Raw genomic sequence first — 13008 nt, 5'->3', positions numbered from 1 at the left:
GGGCCGCTGCCGCCAGCCGGCGGTTGCCTCCGGCCCGGTCACTCAAACGTCACGCGCCGGTCAAGGCGCTGCAAGCCGATGGCCGTAGTCTCCCGGGATATGACCCGTGGAGACTTCGCCATGTCCGATTCGTCCCTTCATGCGACACATTCCGCCGACCCCGGTTACGAGTGGCGCGTGGCCAGCGACCGCGAAGAACTGCGGGCAGCCCAGCGTCTGCGCTTCCGGATCGCGGCGGAGCATCGCGGTCGCTGTCTGCCGGCGCGTCTGGCCGGGCTGGATCGTGACCCGCTGGATGCCTGGGGCCACCATCTGCTGGTATTCGCTCGCGGCACGCGCGAACCGGTGGCCTGTGCCCGTCTGCTGGTGGAGGAGACCGTGGCTGCGGCTGGCGGCTTCCCGGGCCTCGAGGACTTCGATCTCGGCCCGCTGATGGCCCTGTCCGGGCGCGGTGCGGAGCTCGATCGCGTCCGTTTCCTGCCCGGGTTCGAGGAGCGTGAAGCGGCGGTCGCCGCGCTCTGGCGCGGGGTGACCCGTCTGCTGGAAAGCCTCGACTGCCGCTACCTGATCGCGCGCACGTCGCTGCCTCTGGATCGCCATACGCCGGCCAGCCTTGCCTGGTTGCGCAATTTCCGTCGCACCCCGTCGCGGTGCCGCGTGAGCCCGCGCAAGCCGCTCCCCAATGCCCTGACGATCTGGCACGGCATGCCGTCGGCGGAGGGCCTGCCGCCGCTGGCCCGGTCGTGGCTGGCGTTCGGGGCGAAGGTCGCCGGCGAGCCGTCGCATGACGTCAGCGGGGATGCGGCCAGCCTCCTGATGCTGCTGCGGCGCGCGGACATCCCGGCCCGCTTCCGCTCGGCGGAGCCGTGGCATTCCGGGGCCGGCAGCGACGCCGCCGGCCCGGGTCGCTTCGCCTCGGGGGAATGGTGATCATGGCGGCGAGCCCGCGCGTGGCCGTGGTGACCGAGACCTGGCCACCCGAGATCAACGGCGTGGCCCTGACCCTGCACCGCCTGGTGGAAGGGGTCCGCGAATGTGGCTGGCAGGCCGAGGTCGTGCGTCCCCGTCAGGCGGTGGACCGGGCGCGCGGTCCGCAGCCGATGGCGGAGGAAGACGAATACCGGGTACCGGGGCTGCCGCTCCCGGGCTATCCGGGCCTGCGCATGGGGTTGCCGGTGCGTCAGCGTCTGCTGCGACGCTGGTCACGCCTGCGGCCCGATGTCGTGCATGTGGCCACCGAGGGCCCGCTGGGACACGCGGCAGTGAGCGCCGCCCGCCGCCTCGGCATCCCCGTCAGTTCGGCCTTTCACACCCGATTCGATGGCTACGCCCGGCATTACGGCATGCGCTGGGCCGAGCCTCTGGCGCTGGCGGTGCTGCGGCGCTTTCATAATCGTTGCCATGCCACCCAGGTCCCGACCCGGACCCTGGCCAGAGAACTGGATTCGTACGGCTTTCACGGTGTCCGGGTGCTGGCGCGGGGGGTGGATTCTGCGATGTTTCACCCCGGCCGGCGGTCATGGCCCCTGCGCCAGGAATGGGGTGGCGGCGTGGACGCGCCGGTGCTGATGAGCGTGGGCCGGCTGGCGCCGGAGAAGTCACCCGAAGACGTCATTCGCGCCTGGGAAGCGGTCCGCACCCGCCTCCCGAATGCGCGTCTGGTGATGGTCGGGGACGGACCGTCGCGTCCCGCCCTGGAGGCCCGCCACCCCGAGGTGATCTTTGCCGGCATGCGTACCGGCGAGGACCTGGCGGCCCATTACGCCAGCGCCGACCTGTTCGTGTTCGCCTCGCGATCCGAAACCTTCGGCAACGTGGTGATCGAGGCGATGGCCAGCGGTCTGCCGGTGCTGGCCTTTGACCGCGCCGCGGCGCGCGAACACCTGCGCGACGGCGAGAACGGTGCGCGGGTGCCGGTCACCGGTCATGCGGATCGGGACAGCGAGGCGTTCGCCGGAGTGGCACTGCGTCTGGCGGAAAAGCGTCGGCGTGACCGCCTGGCCTGGAAGGGCATGGGCGAGGCCGCCCGCCTGCGGGCCGAGGGACTGGACTGGTCCTGCATCGTGGCCCATTTCGCCGCCCAGCTGGAAGAACTCCTTGCGGAGGAGGGGCGGCATGCGTCTGCTGCAGCGGGTTGACCATCTCGACGGCCGTGTCGCTCGCCACTGCAACCGGCTCGCGCGGCATCCGCTCGTCAGTCGGTTCTTTGCCGTCGTCTCGCGACTGGGCAATGGCGGGGCCTGGTACGCGATCATGCTTGCACTGCCGGCGATCCACGGGATTTGGGCGTGGACGGTCAGCCTGCACATGATGGCCGTGGGTCTGGTGTCGATGCCGCTCTACCGGGTACTCAAGCAGGGGGCCGGCCGGGCGCGGCCTTACCGGCGCCACGACGACCTGCTGCCGGGGGTGCCTGCGCTGGACGAGTTCAGCTTTCCGTCCGGGCACACCATGCACGCCGTGGGTTTCACGGTCGTGCTGGTGGCCTGGCTGCCGGCCTGGGCCTGGCTGGTGGTGCCGTTCGCGCTGCTGGTGGCCATGTCGCGCCTGGTGCTGGCGCTGCACTACCCCAGCGACGTGGCGGTGGGGGCCCTGATCGGCGCATTGATCGCCGGTGCCAGCCTGGCGCTGGTTCCGTGGTTGCCCCTGCCGCTTCGGGTCTGAAGCGCACGGGCGAGCGCGCTGTCCAGCGACACCAGCAGGGCCGTCAGCGCCAGTGTCAGGCCGGCGCGTTCCAGGACCGGGGCCGCGGCCAGCGCAAGTCCCGGGTGGCCGCGCAAAACGAGTCGTTCCATCCAGTCGAGCCCGCCGCACTCCCTGCCGCTTCCGCGACGGGATGCCGGGATCGGGTCCTTCCTGAACCGCTTCGATAACGCCTGCAGTCCACCGGTACGGCAGGTCTCGTTTACCATGAGCGGCGCGACCCGGGCGCACGCCATCCGGCCGTGGCCCCGCAACACAAGGGAAGGGCATGACAGGTACCGCAAGAGGGATATTCCGACTCGTCCGGATTCTGGGCCATCTGCTGGTCGGGGTCTGGGTCACCTGGCGGCTGCAGCGACAGGGCGCCGGCCCCGAGGCGCATTCGCAGGTGCGGCGCGCCTGGTATCGCAGGGCACTGCAGCTGGCGGGCGTGTACTGCGAGGTCGCGGGGGAACCACCCCGCGAGGCGTCGCTGGTGGTCGCCAATCATGTGTCCTGGCTGGATATCCCGTTGCTGGGCGCGGCGGTGGACCCCTGTTTCCTGTCCAAGGCCGAGATCGCCCGCTGGCCGATCATTGGCTGGCTGGCGCGACGCCACGGTACGCGCTTCATCCGTCGCGGCGGACACGAAGCATCGGCGCACGTGGAAGCGATGCGCGAAGGGCTGGACGCGGGGCGGCATTTCGTGGTGTTCCCCGAGGGCACGACGACCCGGGGACACGGGCTGCGCCGCTTTCATCCACGGCTGTTCGCCGCGGTCACGGGGACCGCGCATCCGGTGCAGCCGGTGGCGCTGGATTACGAAAGCTACAGCGACGGTACGGTGCCGGTGGCTTTCGCCGGACATGATCGTCTGGTGCCCAACGTGTGGCGGCTGCTGTGCCGCCCGCGCACGCGGGTGAGCGTGCATGTGCTGGAGCCGCTGCAGGGGCATGATCGCCCGCGCCGCGAGCTCGCCGAGGCGGCGCGTTCGCAGATCGTGGAGGCGCTGGGCGTGCCCGCGGAGCCGGTCGACGATCCCCGCCCCGGGCGGGGCTGACGAGGTCTGTCCGGGGCTTCTCAGGTCCCCGGGCAGGAGACCTGTTCCACCGCAGCGGTCTGCGGCGTGGCACCGTCCAGGCGTGCCAGGCTCATCGCATTCCCCCAGACGCAGCCGCTGTCCAGCGCCAGCCAGTCGGGGCCGCGGCGGTGACCCAGCGCGGCCCAGTGGCCGAACACCACCGGGGTGCCGCGGCTGCGGCGTGCGGGGTGTTCGAACCACGGGACCAGCGTCGCCGGGGCTTCTTCCGGCGGGCCGTTGCTGGCGAATTCCAGCGCGCCGCCGGGACCGCCGCCGACCATGCGCATGCGGGTGAAGCCGTTGATCGCGAAGCGCAGGCGATCGTAGCCCTGAAGGGCCGGATCCCATTGCGCCGGCGTGTCGCCGTACATCACCTCCAGCAGGGCACGACGCCGGCGCGGTTCGCCCAGTTCGGCCTCTACTCGCCGCGCCTCGGCGGCGGCGGTGTCGGTGTCCCATACCGGCGGGATGCCGGCGTGGACCAGCGTCCAGTCGTTGTCGGGATCGCGATGCAGCAGCGGCTGGCTGGCCACCCATTCCAGGAGCTCCGCGGCATCCGGGGCGTTCAGCACCTCCTGCAGGGTGTCGCGTCGACCGGGTTCGCGCAGGCCCTCGCTGGCAGCCAGCAGATGCAGGTCGTGGTTGCCGAGCACGGTGGTCGCGGCCGCGCCCAGCGAGCGCACCCGCCGCAGGCAGCCGGCCGAGTCCGGCCCGCGGTTGACCAGGTCCCCGACCAGCCACAGGCGATCGCGGGACGGGTCGAAGCGTACGCGTTCCAGCAGGCGCTCCAGCGGATCCAGGCAGCCCTGCAGGTCGCCGACGGCGTACAGTGCCACGCCGGCCTCAGTGCAGCGTGCGGGGAACGGACAGGGTGAACGGCGGGATGGTGGCCTCGAAGGTGTGCCCCTTCTCGTCGCGCATCTCGTAGCTGCCTTCCATCATGCCCACCGGGGTCTCGATCACCGTGCCGCTGGTGTACTCGAAGGAGTCGCCCGGGGCGATATGGGGCTGCTCGCCGACCACGCCCTCGCCGCGCACTTCCTGGGTCTGGTCGCGCCCGTCGCGGATGATCCAGTGGCGGTTGAGCAGCTGCACGCTGCGCTCGCCGGCGTTGCGGATCACCACGTGGTAGGCGAAGACGTAGCGGTCCTCTTCGGGTTCCGACTGGTCTTCGACATAGGCGCTGGAGACCTCGATCTCGACGGGATTTTCCTGCTGCATGGTCATGGGGCGGATGCTCCGTGGGGGCCGGCCCGGGAAGCGGCGACCGCGGCTCCCAGCAGGCCCGGTTCGGGATGAATGATCAGTTCCACCGGCAGGCGTTCCAGCAGGTCTTCCATCGGCGGGCGTGCACGGAAGGCCTCGCGGAAGGCCGGGGCGAGAAAATGGTCGGCCCAGCGCGGGGCGATGCCGCCGCCGATGAAGACGCCACCGCGCGGCAGCGCGGTCAGCGCCATGTCGGCCAGCTGCCCGGCGTACAGGGTCACGAAGCGGCGCACCACCCGCAGTGCGGCCGGGTTACCGGTGTCCGCCAGCGCGCTGATGGCGGCGGCGGGTTCCGCGGCGGCCAGCGCGCGCCCGAGTTCGGGGTCGTCGCGGCGCTGCAGCTCGAAGCGCCCGATGCGCGCGATGCCGCGGCCGCTGAGCAGGTGTTCGCGAGTGCACAGGCCGGCCTCGGCGGTGACGAAAGCGGCCAGTTCGGTCTCGTCGGCGTCGGTCGGAGAAAAACGCGCGTGGCCACCTTCGCCGGGATGGATCGCCGGCGGGGCATCTGTGCCCGCGGGCGGGGTGACCAGGCAGGTGCCCAGCCCGGTGCCGGCCCCGGTGACCAGCCTCGGTCCCGCGGGATCCGCCTCGCCGTCCTGCAGGATCAGGCGGTCTTCCGGGGTCAGGGCCTCGAGACAGGCGCCCACCGCGGCGAAATCGTTGAGCAGGGCGACCGGCACGCCGGCCACCGCGGCCAGTTCGGCGGTCGCGAGTTCGGGCCAGCGCAGGTTGGTGACCCGGGCGCGCCCGGCGTGCACCGGCCCGGCGACGGCCATGCCCGCGCCGCTGAAGCTCATCCCGGACTGTTCCGGGCGCGCCAGCCAGTCCTCGAGGATTGCACCCAGGCCGGCGTACTCGCGGCTCGCATAGCGGGTGGTCGCGTGCAGTTGCCACGTACCCCGGGCGTATTCGGCCTGCGCCAGGCGGGTGTGGGTCCCGCCGACATCGGCGACGATCAGCTGCATGCGGTCCCTGCCAGTCATGTGCCCATGGTAACGCGAGCGGGGCGTGGAGGGAGAAAAACGGACCCGGCGCGGGGCCGTGCCCCTGCCCGGGTCACTCCGCGCCGGCGGATTCGGGGATCCGCCGGGCGAGGGCGTCGAAACCGGCGACGTCGACGGTCTCCGGACGCTGGCCCGGGTCCAGGCCGGCGGCCTCGATATCGGCCGCCTCCAGCAGGCCGGCAAGCCCGCGCCGCAGGGTCTTGCGCCGATTGGAGAACGCGCGGTTGACCAGCGCGGCGAAGGCGGGCAGCCGTGCAGCGGGTACCCGCGGCTCGGCATCCGGGACGATGCGGACCACGGCCGAATGCACCTTCGGCGGCGGGTGAAATGCCCCCGGCGGGACTCCCAGCAGTTCGGTGGCGCGGGCGCGCGCGGCGACCATCACGCTCAGACGGCCGTAGCGCTTGCTGCCCGGCACGGCGGTGATGCGTTCCACTACCTCGCGCTGCAGCAGGAAATGCATGTCGCGGATGTGCTCGCTCTGCGCCAGCAGGTGGAACAGCAGCGGGGTGGAGATGTTGTAGGGGAGATTGCCCACCACGCGCCAGCCGGCGGGCGGGGTTTCGCCGACTGCGGCCAGGTCCAGTTCCAGGGCGTCGCCGGTGTGCAGGGTCAGGCGTTCGGGCGGGAAGTGACTGCGCAGCGCTGCGGCCAGATCACGGTCGATCTCCACTGCGTCCAGTTTCTGCAGGCGGTCCAGCAGCGGGGCCGTCAGGGCGCCGCGCCCCGGGCCGATCTCCAGCATGCGATCGTCCGGCTGCGGGTCGATGGCCCGCACGATGCGATCGAGGATGCCGGGGTCATGGAGGAAATTCTGGCCGAAGCGGCGGCGGACCGGGCCCGGTCCCTCGTCGGCTGCGGCCGGGCGCCGGGTGCGTCGGGTCATGTCGGGATCCCCGCCGGGGGTGCCCCGCGGTGGCCCGCGAGACGGGCGGCCAGGTTCTCCGCCGCGGCCAGACTGCCGACCTCGGCGCGTCCGCTGCCGGCCAGATCCAGCGCGGTGCCGTGATCCACCGAGGTGCGCACGAAGGGGAGGCCCAGGGTGACGTTTACCGCCTCGCCGAAGCCGGCGTGCTTGAGCACCGGCAGGCCCTGGTCGTGGTACATGGCGAGCACCGCGTCGACCCGGGCGAGGGCACGCGGGGTGAAGGCGGTGTCGGCCGGCAGCGGCCCGGTCAGGTGCATGCCGCGTTCGCGCAGGCGGGCGAGCACCGGTTCGATCACGAGCTCTTCCTCGCGTCCCAGCACGCCGCCCTCGCCGGCGTGCGGGTTGAGCCCGAGCACGGCGATGCGCGGCCGCGCCAGGCCGAAGTCGCGGCGGAGGTCGTGATCCAGGATGTGCAGGGTCCGTTCCAGCACCGGCGGGGTAATCGCGTCGGGGACCTCGCGCAGGGGCAGGTGAGTGGTCACCAGGGCAACGCGCAGATCACCGGCGACCAGCATCATCACCGGTCGGCCGGAGCCGGCGCGCTCGGCCAGCCATTCGGTGTGGCCGGTGAAATCGTGGCCGGCCCGATGGATCACTCCCTTGTGGACCGGGGCGGTCACCATGGCGTCGAAGTGCCCGTCGAGGCAGCCGTCGGCGGCCGCGGCCAGCAGGTTGAGCACGTGCCCGGCATTGGCCGGTTCCAAGGCCCCGGGGGTCACCGGTGCTTCCACCGGGACCTCCAGCAGCTCCAGGGTGCCGGCAGGTGTAGGTTTGCGCGGTGCATCGGGGTCGTGCGCGCGCAGGGTGAGGGCGATGCGCAGATCGCGTGCGCGGCGTTCGAGGACGCCCGCATCGCCGATCGCGACGCGCTGGGCCGGACCGGCGTGGCGCGCCAGCATGGCCAGCAGGTCGGGTCCGATTCCGGCGGGTTCGCCGGCGGTCAGCGCCAGACGCGGAACCGGCTCCCCGGCCATCGGTTCAGGGCTCGAGGCCGTCGACGCGGTATTCGACATAGGCGCCCTCGCGCAGGCGGCGCAGCCACAGCTCCATCTCGTCCTGGCGCTTGCGGTTCTGCAGGACTTCGCGGGCGCGGGCGCGGATCTGCTCGCGGGTGGTGTCGACTTCGCGGCGGTCCAGCACCTCGATGATGTGCCAGCCGAACTCGCTCTGCACCGGCTCGCTGATCTCGCCCGGCTCGAGCCGGTTCATGGCCTGTTCGAAGCCGGGCACCAGCTCCCCGGGACTGATCCAGCCCAGGCGGCCGCCCTGCGCGGCAGACCCCGGGTCGTCGGAGTTGCCGCGGGCGAGATCGCCGAAGTCCTCGCCCTCCTGCAGGCGGTTGTACAGGGCGCGGATCTGGCGCTCGGCCTCTTCCTCGCTGCGGACCTCGTCGGGACTCTTGAGGATGTGACGGACTTCGGTCTGTTCGACCAGGGTCTGGTCACCGCCCTCGCGGTCCTCGAGGCGGATGATGTGGAAGCCCTGCGGTGAGCGCAGGACGTCGCTGACCGCGCCGGTACGCATCAGGATGGCCTCGCGGGCCAGCACCGTGGACAGCTCGCCGGGGCTGCGCCAGCCCAGGTCGCCGCCCTGCAGGGCCTGCGGTCCGTCGGATGCTTCCATCGCCACCCGGGCGAATTCCTCGCCTTCACGCACCCGGGAGCGCAGCTCCGCGGCCTTTTCCCGCGCCTCGCGGATCTCGTCGCTGCTCGCGCCCTGCGGCACCGCGACGAGGATGTGCGAGAGGCGGTAGCGCACGTCGCGGTCGATGGCGCCGCTTTCCGAGGCGATGAGGTCTTCGATCTCTTGATCGGAGACCCGGACCCGGTTGTCGACCTGGCGGCTGCGCAGCTGGTTGATGGTCAGCTCGGTGCGGATCTGTTCACGAAACGCCTCGAAGTCCACGCCGTCCTGCATCAGGGCGCGGCGCAGCTGGGGCAGTGTCATGCGGTTCTCGCGCGCGATCTGCTCCATGGTTCGGTTCAGTGTCATCTCGTCGATGCTGATGCCGATCCTGCGGGCTTCCTGCAGCTGCACGCGTTCGGTAACCAGCTGTTCCATGACCTGGCGGGCGAGGGCATCCTGGCCGGGCGGACGCTGCCCCTGTTCGGCCATCTGCTGAGCCACCAGGTTCATGCGTTCCACCAGCTCGCGCTGGGTGATCACGTCTTCCTCGACGATCGCGAGGATGCGGTCGGTGAACTGGTCTTCCTCCGGCGGAGTGATTGCCGGGGCGGGCGCGCCGGCATCGGTGGCGGCACCCGGGGTGACCGGGGCCTGTACCCCCGTTTCGGCGCCGGGGCCCGCTCCGGCGCCCGCTCCGGTGCCCGTACCTTCGGGCATGGAGAGCGGGTCGTGCTGGGCCTGGGCCAGCGGCGCCAGGGCCAGGGCAAGCCCGGCCAGGAGCAGGGGGCGGGCAAGCATGCCCGCGCGGCGACCGGCGCTTTTAGCGGTCGGGGTGCGCATCATATCCGGCAATACCTTCGCTCAGGAGGCTGTCGACTCCGCCGTCGAAACGGGCCAGTCCGTCCAGCGTGATCTGGAAATGGATCGAGTTGTCGTAGCGCTGGTCGGAATCCAGCGAACGCCGGGCGACCACGCGCAAACCATAGCAGCAACTACGATACTGGAGACCGGCCAGAAGTTCGAGGTCGCGTTCACTGCGCAGGCTGTAGTTCCAGCGTCCGACCAGGTCCACGCGGTCGCCGGCCGGCCACAGTACGGACACGTCGGTCTGTTCCAGCTGATCGGCCCGCTGGCGGTAGCCGAGGTTGATGCGCCGGCGCTCATCCGGGCTCCAGGACACGCCGAGCGCGGCCAGCGAGGTGTCCTTGTGCTCGCGGTTGTAGAGCACCGAGCCGCGGCCGTCCCAGGCGTCGCCGATACGCAGGCGCCCCTCCACGGCGAGGTCCGAATGGCGGTCCTCCAGTGCCGGCGCGGAGGGGCTGCGGCGTACGCGGCGGTCGCGGAAATAGCGGATCTCGCCGACCGACAGCCGGGCGCGTTCCTGTCCGGTGGTCGTATCGAGGATGCGGCTGGTCAGGGCGGCGGTCAGCTGGTGGGTGTCGCCCACGCGGTCGGCGCCGGTAAAGCGCTGCAGACTGAACAGGTTGTCGAAGCTGAACTCGCGCTCGCCGGTGTCGAACACCGGGATGTCGTCCTGGTCGCGGTAGGGCACGTAGCCGTAGAACAGCCGGGGCTCCAGGGTCTGCAGCCGTTCGCCGTCGGCCAGGTCGCGTTCGAAGATCAGGCCGCTGTCTACCGCGGCGTGCGGTACGGTGCGGCGGATGGACTCGGGGCCGGGCTCGCCGCGGCGGTCCAGCTCGTAGGCGGTGTAGCGCACCCCGGCGCGGGGTTCGACAAAGATCCCGCCGGTGTCGAAACGCCAGGCCAGTTCCGGGTCGAGGTCGAAACGCAGGCCGGTGGGACGGTCCGAGGCGCGCTCCTGACGGGCGAAACGCACCAGTTCGGCGTCCAGGTCCCAGGTGACTCCGCCGCCGGCCCATTGTCCCGCGTATTCGCCGGCTTCCAGGGTGATCTGCGGCAGGCGCTGGTAGGGCTCGCGCCGGTCGGCCAGCTCGGTGTCGACGATCTGATAGTCCTCGACCCGGGTGCGCAGGCGGTAGCGCGGTTGACTCCAGGTCAGGTCGGCCCGGCGACGCAGGTCGCGCACCGAACTCGAATAGCGGTCGGCGGAGCCGAAATCGCGGAAATATTCACTGTCGGAGACGTCCGCGGCATCGATGTCCAGGCGCAGGCCCGGGGCGATGCGGGTGCGGTGCTGCCAGGCCACGAACTGCCGATCCTCGCCGGTCTCGCGATCGTCCGGCAGGTAGCGAAAATCGACCTGTCCTTCGTGGGCAGGCTGCAGGTAGCGGAATTCGGTGCTCAGCTTGATCCCGCGGTCGGCCATGATGCGCGGTGTGAACGTGGCGTCGTAATTGGGCGCGATGTTCCAGTACCACGGCAGGGACAGATCCGCGCCGGTGCGTCCGCCGGTGCCGAAGCTGGGCAGCAGGAAGCCGGACTTGCGCCGGTCGTCCAGGGGGAAATCGATATACGGGGTGTAGGCCACGGGTACGTTGCGCACGCGCAGCACGGCGTGGCGGGCGACCCCGCGTCCGCTTTCCTGGTCGAGGTCGAGGCGTGCGGCGTCCAGGCGCCAGGAGTCGCGGTTGACCGGGCAGGTGGTGTACTGCGCCCGTTCGAAGCGGTGCCGGTCGGGGTCGAGCTGCGTGCCGGCCCCGGCCTGTCCGCGTGCGGGCACCGAGCGCACCATGTAGTCGATGCGGCTCAGCTCCCCGGTATCTTCGTCGAGCTGGAAGCGGCCGTCTTCGCCTTGCAGCAGCAGGTCGCCGTCGAACAGCCGGACCGCTCCCTCGGTCCGTGCCAGCCCCCGGGCGCGGTCGTAGTCGAGGACCTCGGCGTCCAGCCGTTGACGGTCTGCGTACAGCTGGACATCGCCCTCGGCGCGCACCTGGTCGCCCTCGCGACGTACATGATCCGCCTCGATCTCGCGCACGTCGGGCGGCAGTTTGCGCAGGGCGGGCCAGACGGCGTCGGGCGCGAATTCGCAGCCGGCGGGACGATCCCCGCCGAAGGCCGTCTCCGCGCCGGCCGCCGGGGCGGTGGCGACCAGCGCGAGGCACACCGCCGCGGCACGCGCCGGCCGCATCGCGGATCAGTCCAGCAGGCCGCGGATCTCGTCGAAGATCCGTTCCATGTCGCGGGTGCCGTCGACGTGCTTGAGCAGACCGCGGGTGTCGTAATACTCGATCAGCGGCTGCGTCTGTTCCTCGTACACCTGCAGGCGGCTGACCACCGTCTCCTCGGTGTCGTCCGCGCGGTGGACCAGGTTGCCGCCGCACTGGTCGCAGATGCCTTCCTTCTGCGGCGGGAAGGTGTGGGTGTTGAACACCGCGCCGCAGCTTTCGCAGGAGACCCGGCCGGTCAGGCGCTGCTTCAGTTCCTCGAACGGCACGTCGATCTGGACCGCGCGGTCCAGCGGACGCTCGATGTCGCTCAGCATGCTGTCCAGGGCCTCGGCCTGGGCGCAGTTGCGCGGGAACCCGTCGAGGATGAAGCCCTTTTCCGCGTCCGGTTCCTGCAGCCGGTCACGGATCAGACCGAGCACCAGGTCGTCGGGAACCAGCTGGCCGGCATCCATGGCACTCTTGGCCTTCAGGCCCAGTTCGGTCTCTGCGGCGACGGCCGCGCGCAGCAGGTCGCCGGTGGAGATCTGGGGGATGCCGAAGTGGCTGACCATCTTCTTGGCCTGGGTGCCCTTGCCGGATCCGGGGGCGCCCATCAGGACGATTCGCATAATTGACTCCTGCCGTGTGCCGTTCGCGCCCGCATCGGCGCCGGCACGTGGATTGGGTATCGAAAGCGCACGCGGTCTTATACCGACTGGCCGGGGGGCTCGCAAGCCGCCCGGGATCGTTCACCTGTCGCGCAGTCCCGTTATAATGCCGCGCCAACCAATCAAGCGGAAAGAGACGATGGATCTGAATCAGATTGAAGCCGGGAAGGATCTGCCCGATGACATGAACGTGGTCATCGAGATCCCTGCCCACGGTCAGCCGGTCAAGTACGAGGTCGACAAGGACAGCGGGGCGCTGGTGGTCGACCGTTTCATGACGGTCGCCATGTTCTACCCCTGCAACTACGGGTTCGTGCCGCAGACCCTGTCGGAAGACGGCGATCCGGTGGACGTGCTGGTGATCACGCCGGTGCCGCTGATGCCGGGCTCGGTGGTGCGCGCGCGGCCGGTGGGCGTGCTGCAGATGTCCGACGAGGCCGGGCAGGATGCGAAGATCCTCGCGGTGCCGGTCACCAAGCTGCATCCGGGGTACGAGAGCGTGAAGGGCCCGGAAGACGTGTCGCAGGAGCTGCTCGACAGCATCAAGCACTTCTTCGAGCACTACAAGGAGCTCGAAGCGGGCAAATGGGTGAAGGTGGAAGGCTGGGCGGACGCCGAGGCCGCCAGGACGGAGATCCTTGCCAGCTACAAGCGTTTCCAGAAGAGCAAGATCTGAAGCCTTTCG

General features: G+C 70.7%; 13 protein-coding genes. 5 read left to right on the top strand and 8 right to left on the bottom strand.

The annotated features are described in order from the left end of the window. Positions 1-120 precede the first annotated feature (120 nt). The 4 genes from F790_RS0101185 (at position 121) to F790_RS0101170 (ending at position 3742) form a co-directional block, all read left to right on the top strand. Positions 121-930 carry a GNAT family N-acetyltransferase gene (locus F790_RS0101185; protein WP_019590633.1) on the top strand — a complete coding sequence of 270 codons (810 nt, stop codon included), beginning with the start codon at positions 121-123 and terminating at the stop codon, positions 928-930. After that, positions 924-2138, top strand: coding sequence for a glycosyltransferase family 1 protein (locus tag F790_RS0101180; protein WP_019590632.1), 1215 nt, complete (start codon positions 924-926; stop codon positions 2136-2138). Before F790_RS0101185 ends, F790_RS0101180 begins: the two co-directional genes overlap by 7 nt. Further along, a complete protein-coding gene (locus F790_RS0101175) occupies positions 2116-2664 on the top strand; it encodes a phosphatase PAP2 family protein (RefSeq protein WP_019570699.1) in 549 nt (182 codons plus the stop codon). The genes F790_RS0101180 and F790_RS0101175 overlap by 23 nt, the downstream gene beginning before the upstream one ends. A 307-nt stretch (positions 2665-2971) precedes the next feature. Next, on the top strand, positions 2972-3742 hold the full coding sequence (locus F790_RS0101170) for a 1-acyl-sn-glycerol-3-phosphate acyltransferase (protein ID WP_018870885.1): 771 nt from the start codon (positions 2972-2974) through the stop codon (positions 3740-3742). Between the two features lie 20 nt (positions 3743-3762). Here the strand turns inward: F790_RS0101170 and F790_RS0101165 are convergent, their stop codons facing one another. From F790_RS0101165 to F790_RS0101130, 8 genes are all read right to left on the bottom strand, one after another. Next, the gene (locus F790_RS0101165; protein ID WP_019570700.1) at positions 3763-4599 is read right to left on the bottom strand and encodes a symmetrical bis(5'-nucleosyl)-tetraphosphatase; all 837 of its coding nucleotides are present in this window, start codon (positions 4597-4599) and stop codon (positions 3763-3765) included. A gap of 7 nt (positions 4600-4606) precedes the next feature. Next, positions 4607-4990: a Co2+/Mg2+ efflux protein ApaG gene (gene apaG, locus F790_RS0101160; protein WP_018870887.1), complete on the bottom strand. Its 384-nt coding sequence runs from the start codon at positions 4988-4990 to the stop codon at positions 4607-4609. After that, positions 4987-5994 (bottom strand): glucokinase, encoded by a 1008-nt coding sequence (locus tag F790_RS0101155; RefSeq protein WP_019590113.1) that lies wholly within the window; start codon positions 5992-5994, stop codon positions 4987-4989. Before F790_RS0101155 ends, apaG begins: the two co-directional genes overlap by 4 nt. 91 nt (positions 5995-6085) lie before the next feature. Then, positions 6086-6919 (bottom strand): 16S rRNA (adenine(1518)-N(6)/adenine(1519)-N(6))-dimethyltransferase RsmA, encoded by an 834-nt coding sequence (rsmA, locus tag F790_RS0101150; protein WP_019590631.1) that lies wholly within the window; start codon positions 6917-6919, stop codon positions 6086-6088. Then, positions 6916-7935, bottom strand: a complete 1020-nt coding sequence (gene pdxA / locus F790_RS0101145) for a 4-hydroxythreonine-4-phosphate dehydrogenase PdxA (RefSeq protein ID WP_019590630.1) — start codon at positions 7933-7935, stop codon at positions 6916-6918. The genes rsmA and pdxA overlap by 4 nt, the downstream gene beginning before the upstream one ends. Positions 7936-7939: 4 nt before the next feature. Further along, positions 7940-9430, bottom strand: a complete 1491-nt coding sequence (locus F790_RS0101140) for a peptidylprolyl isomerase (RefSeq protein WP_019570704.1) — start codon at positions 9428-9430, stop codon at positions 7940-7942. Continuing rightward, positions 9408-11636: an LPS-assembly protein LptD gene (locus F790_RS0101135; protein WP_019590629.1), complete on the bottom strand. Its 2229-nt coding sequence runs from the start codon at positions 11634-11636 to the stop codon at positions 9408-9410. The genes F790_RS0101140 and F790_RS0101135 overlap by 23 nt, the downstream gene beginning before the upstream one ends. Before the next feature lie 6 nt (positions 11637-11642). Continuing rightward, the gene (locus F790_RS0101130; RefSeq protein ID WP_019570706.1) at positions 11643-12284 is read right to left on the bottom strand and encodes an adenylate kinase; all 642 of its coding nucleotides are present in this window, start codon (positions 12282-12284) and stop codon (positions 11643-11645) included. Positions 12285-12462: 178 nt separating this feature from the next. Between F790_RS0101130 and ppa the strand changes: the two genes are divergently transcribed. After that, positions 12463-12999 (top strand): inorganic diphosphatase, encoded by a 537-nt coding sequence (gene ppa, locus F790_RS0101125; RefSeq protein WP_018870894.1) that lies wholly within the window; start codon positions 12463-12465, stop codon positions 12997-12999. Positions 13000-13008: the final 9 nt, after the last annotated feature.

This window comes from Thioalkalivibrio sp. ALE20, assembly GCF_000381405.1.
Lineage (GTDB): Bacteria > Pseudomonadota > Gammaproteobacteria > Ectothiorhodospirales > Ectothiorhodospiraceae > Thioalkalivibrio.
Note: the sequence above shows the minus strand (reverse complement) of the source record. Positions and strands in the feature narration are given on the sequence as shown.

Coding starts and splice junctions, on each gene's coding strand:
- F790_RS0101175 (WP_019570699.1), top strand. CDS start 2,116: ATGCGTCTGCTGCAGCGGGTTGACCATCTCGACGGCCGTGTCGCTCGC.
- F790_RS0101180 (WP_019590632.1), top strand. CDS start 924: ATGGTGATCATGGCGGCGAGCCCGCGCGTGGCCGTGGTGACCGAGACC.
- F790_RS0101155 (WP_019590113.1), bottom strand. CDS start 5,994: ATGCAGCTGATCGTCGCCGATGTCGGCGGGACCCACACCCGCCTGGCG.
- F790_RS0101185 (WP_019590633.1), top strand. CDS start 121: ATGTCCGATTCGTCCCTTCATGCGACACATTCCGCCGACCCCGGTTAC.
- F790_RS0101140 (WP_019570704.1), bottom strand. CDS start 9,430: ATGATGCGCACCCCGACCGCTAAAAGCGCCGGTCGCCGCGCGGGCATG.
- F790_RS0101135 (WP_019590629.1), bottom strand. CDS start 11,636: ATGCGGCCGGCGCGTGCCGCGGCGGTGTGCCTCGCGCTGGTCGCCACC.
- rsmA (WP_019590631.1), bottom strand. CDS start 6,919: ATGACCCGACGCACCCGGCGCCCGGCCGCAGCCGACGAGGGACCGGGC.
- apaG (WP_018870887.1), bottom strand. CDS start 4,990: ATGACCATGCAGCAGGAAAATCCCGTCGAGATCGAGGTCTCCAGCGCC.
- F790_RS0101170 (WP_018870885.1), top strand. CDS start 2,972: ATGACAGGTACCGCAAGAGGGATATTCCGACTCGTCCGGATTCTGGGC.
- ppa (WP_018870894.1), top strand. CDS start 12,463: ATGGATCTGAATCAGATTGAAGCCGGGAAGGATCTGCCCGATGACATG.
- F790_RS0101130 (WP_019570706.1), bottom strand. CDS start 12,284: ATGCGAATCGTCCTGATGGGCGCCCCCGGATCCGGCAAGGGCACCCAG.
- pdxA (WP_019590630.1), bottom strand. CDS start 7,935: ATGGCCGGGGAGCCGGTTCCGCGTCTGGCGCTGACCGCCGGCGAACCC.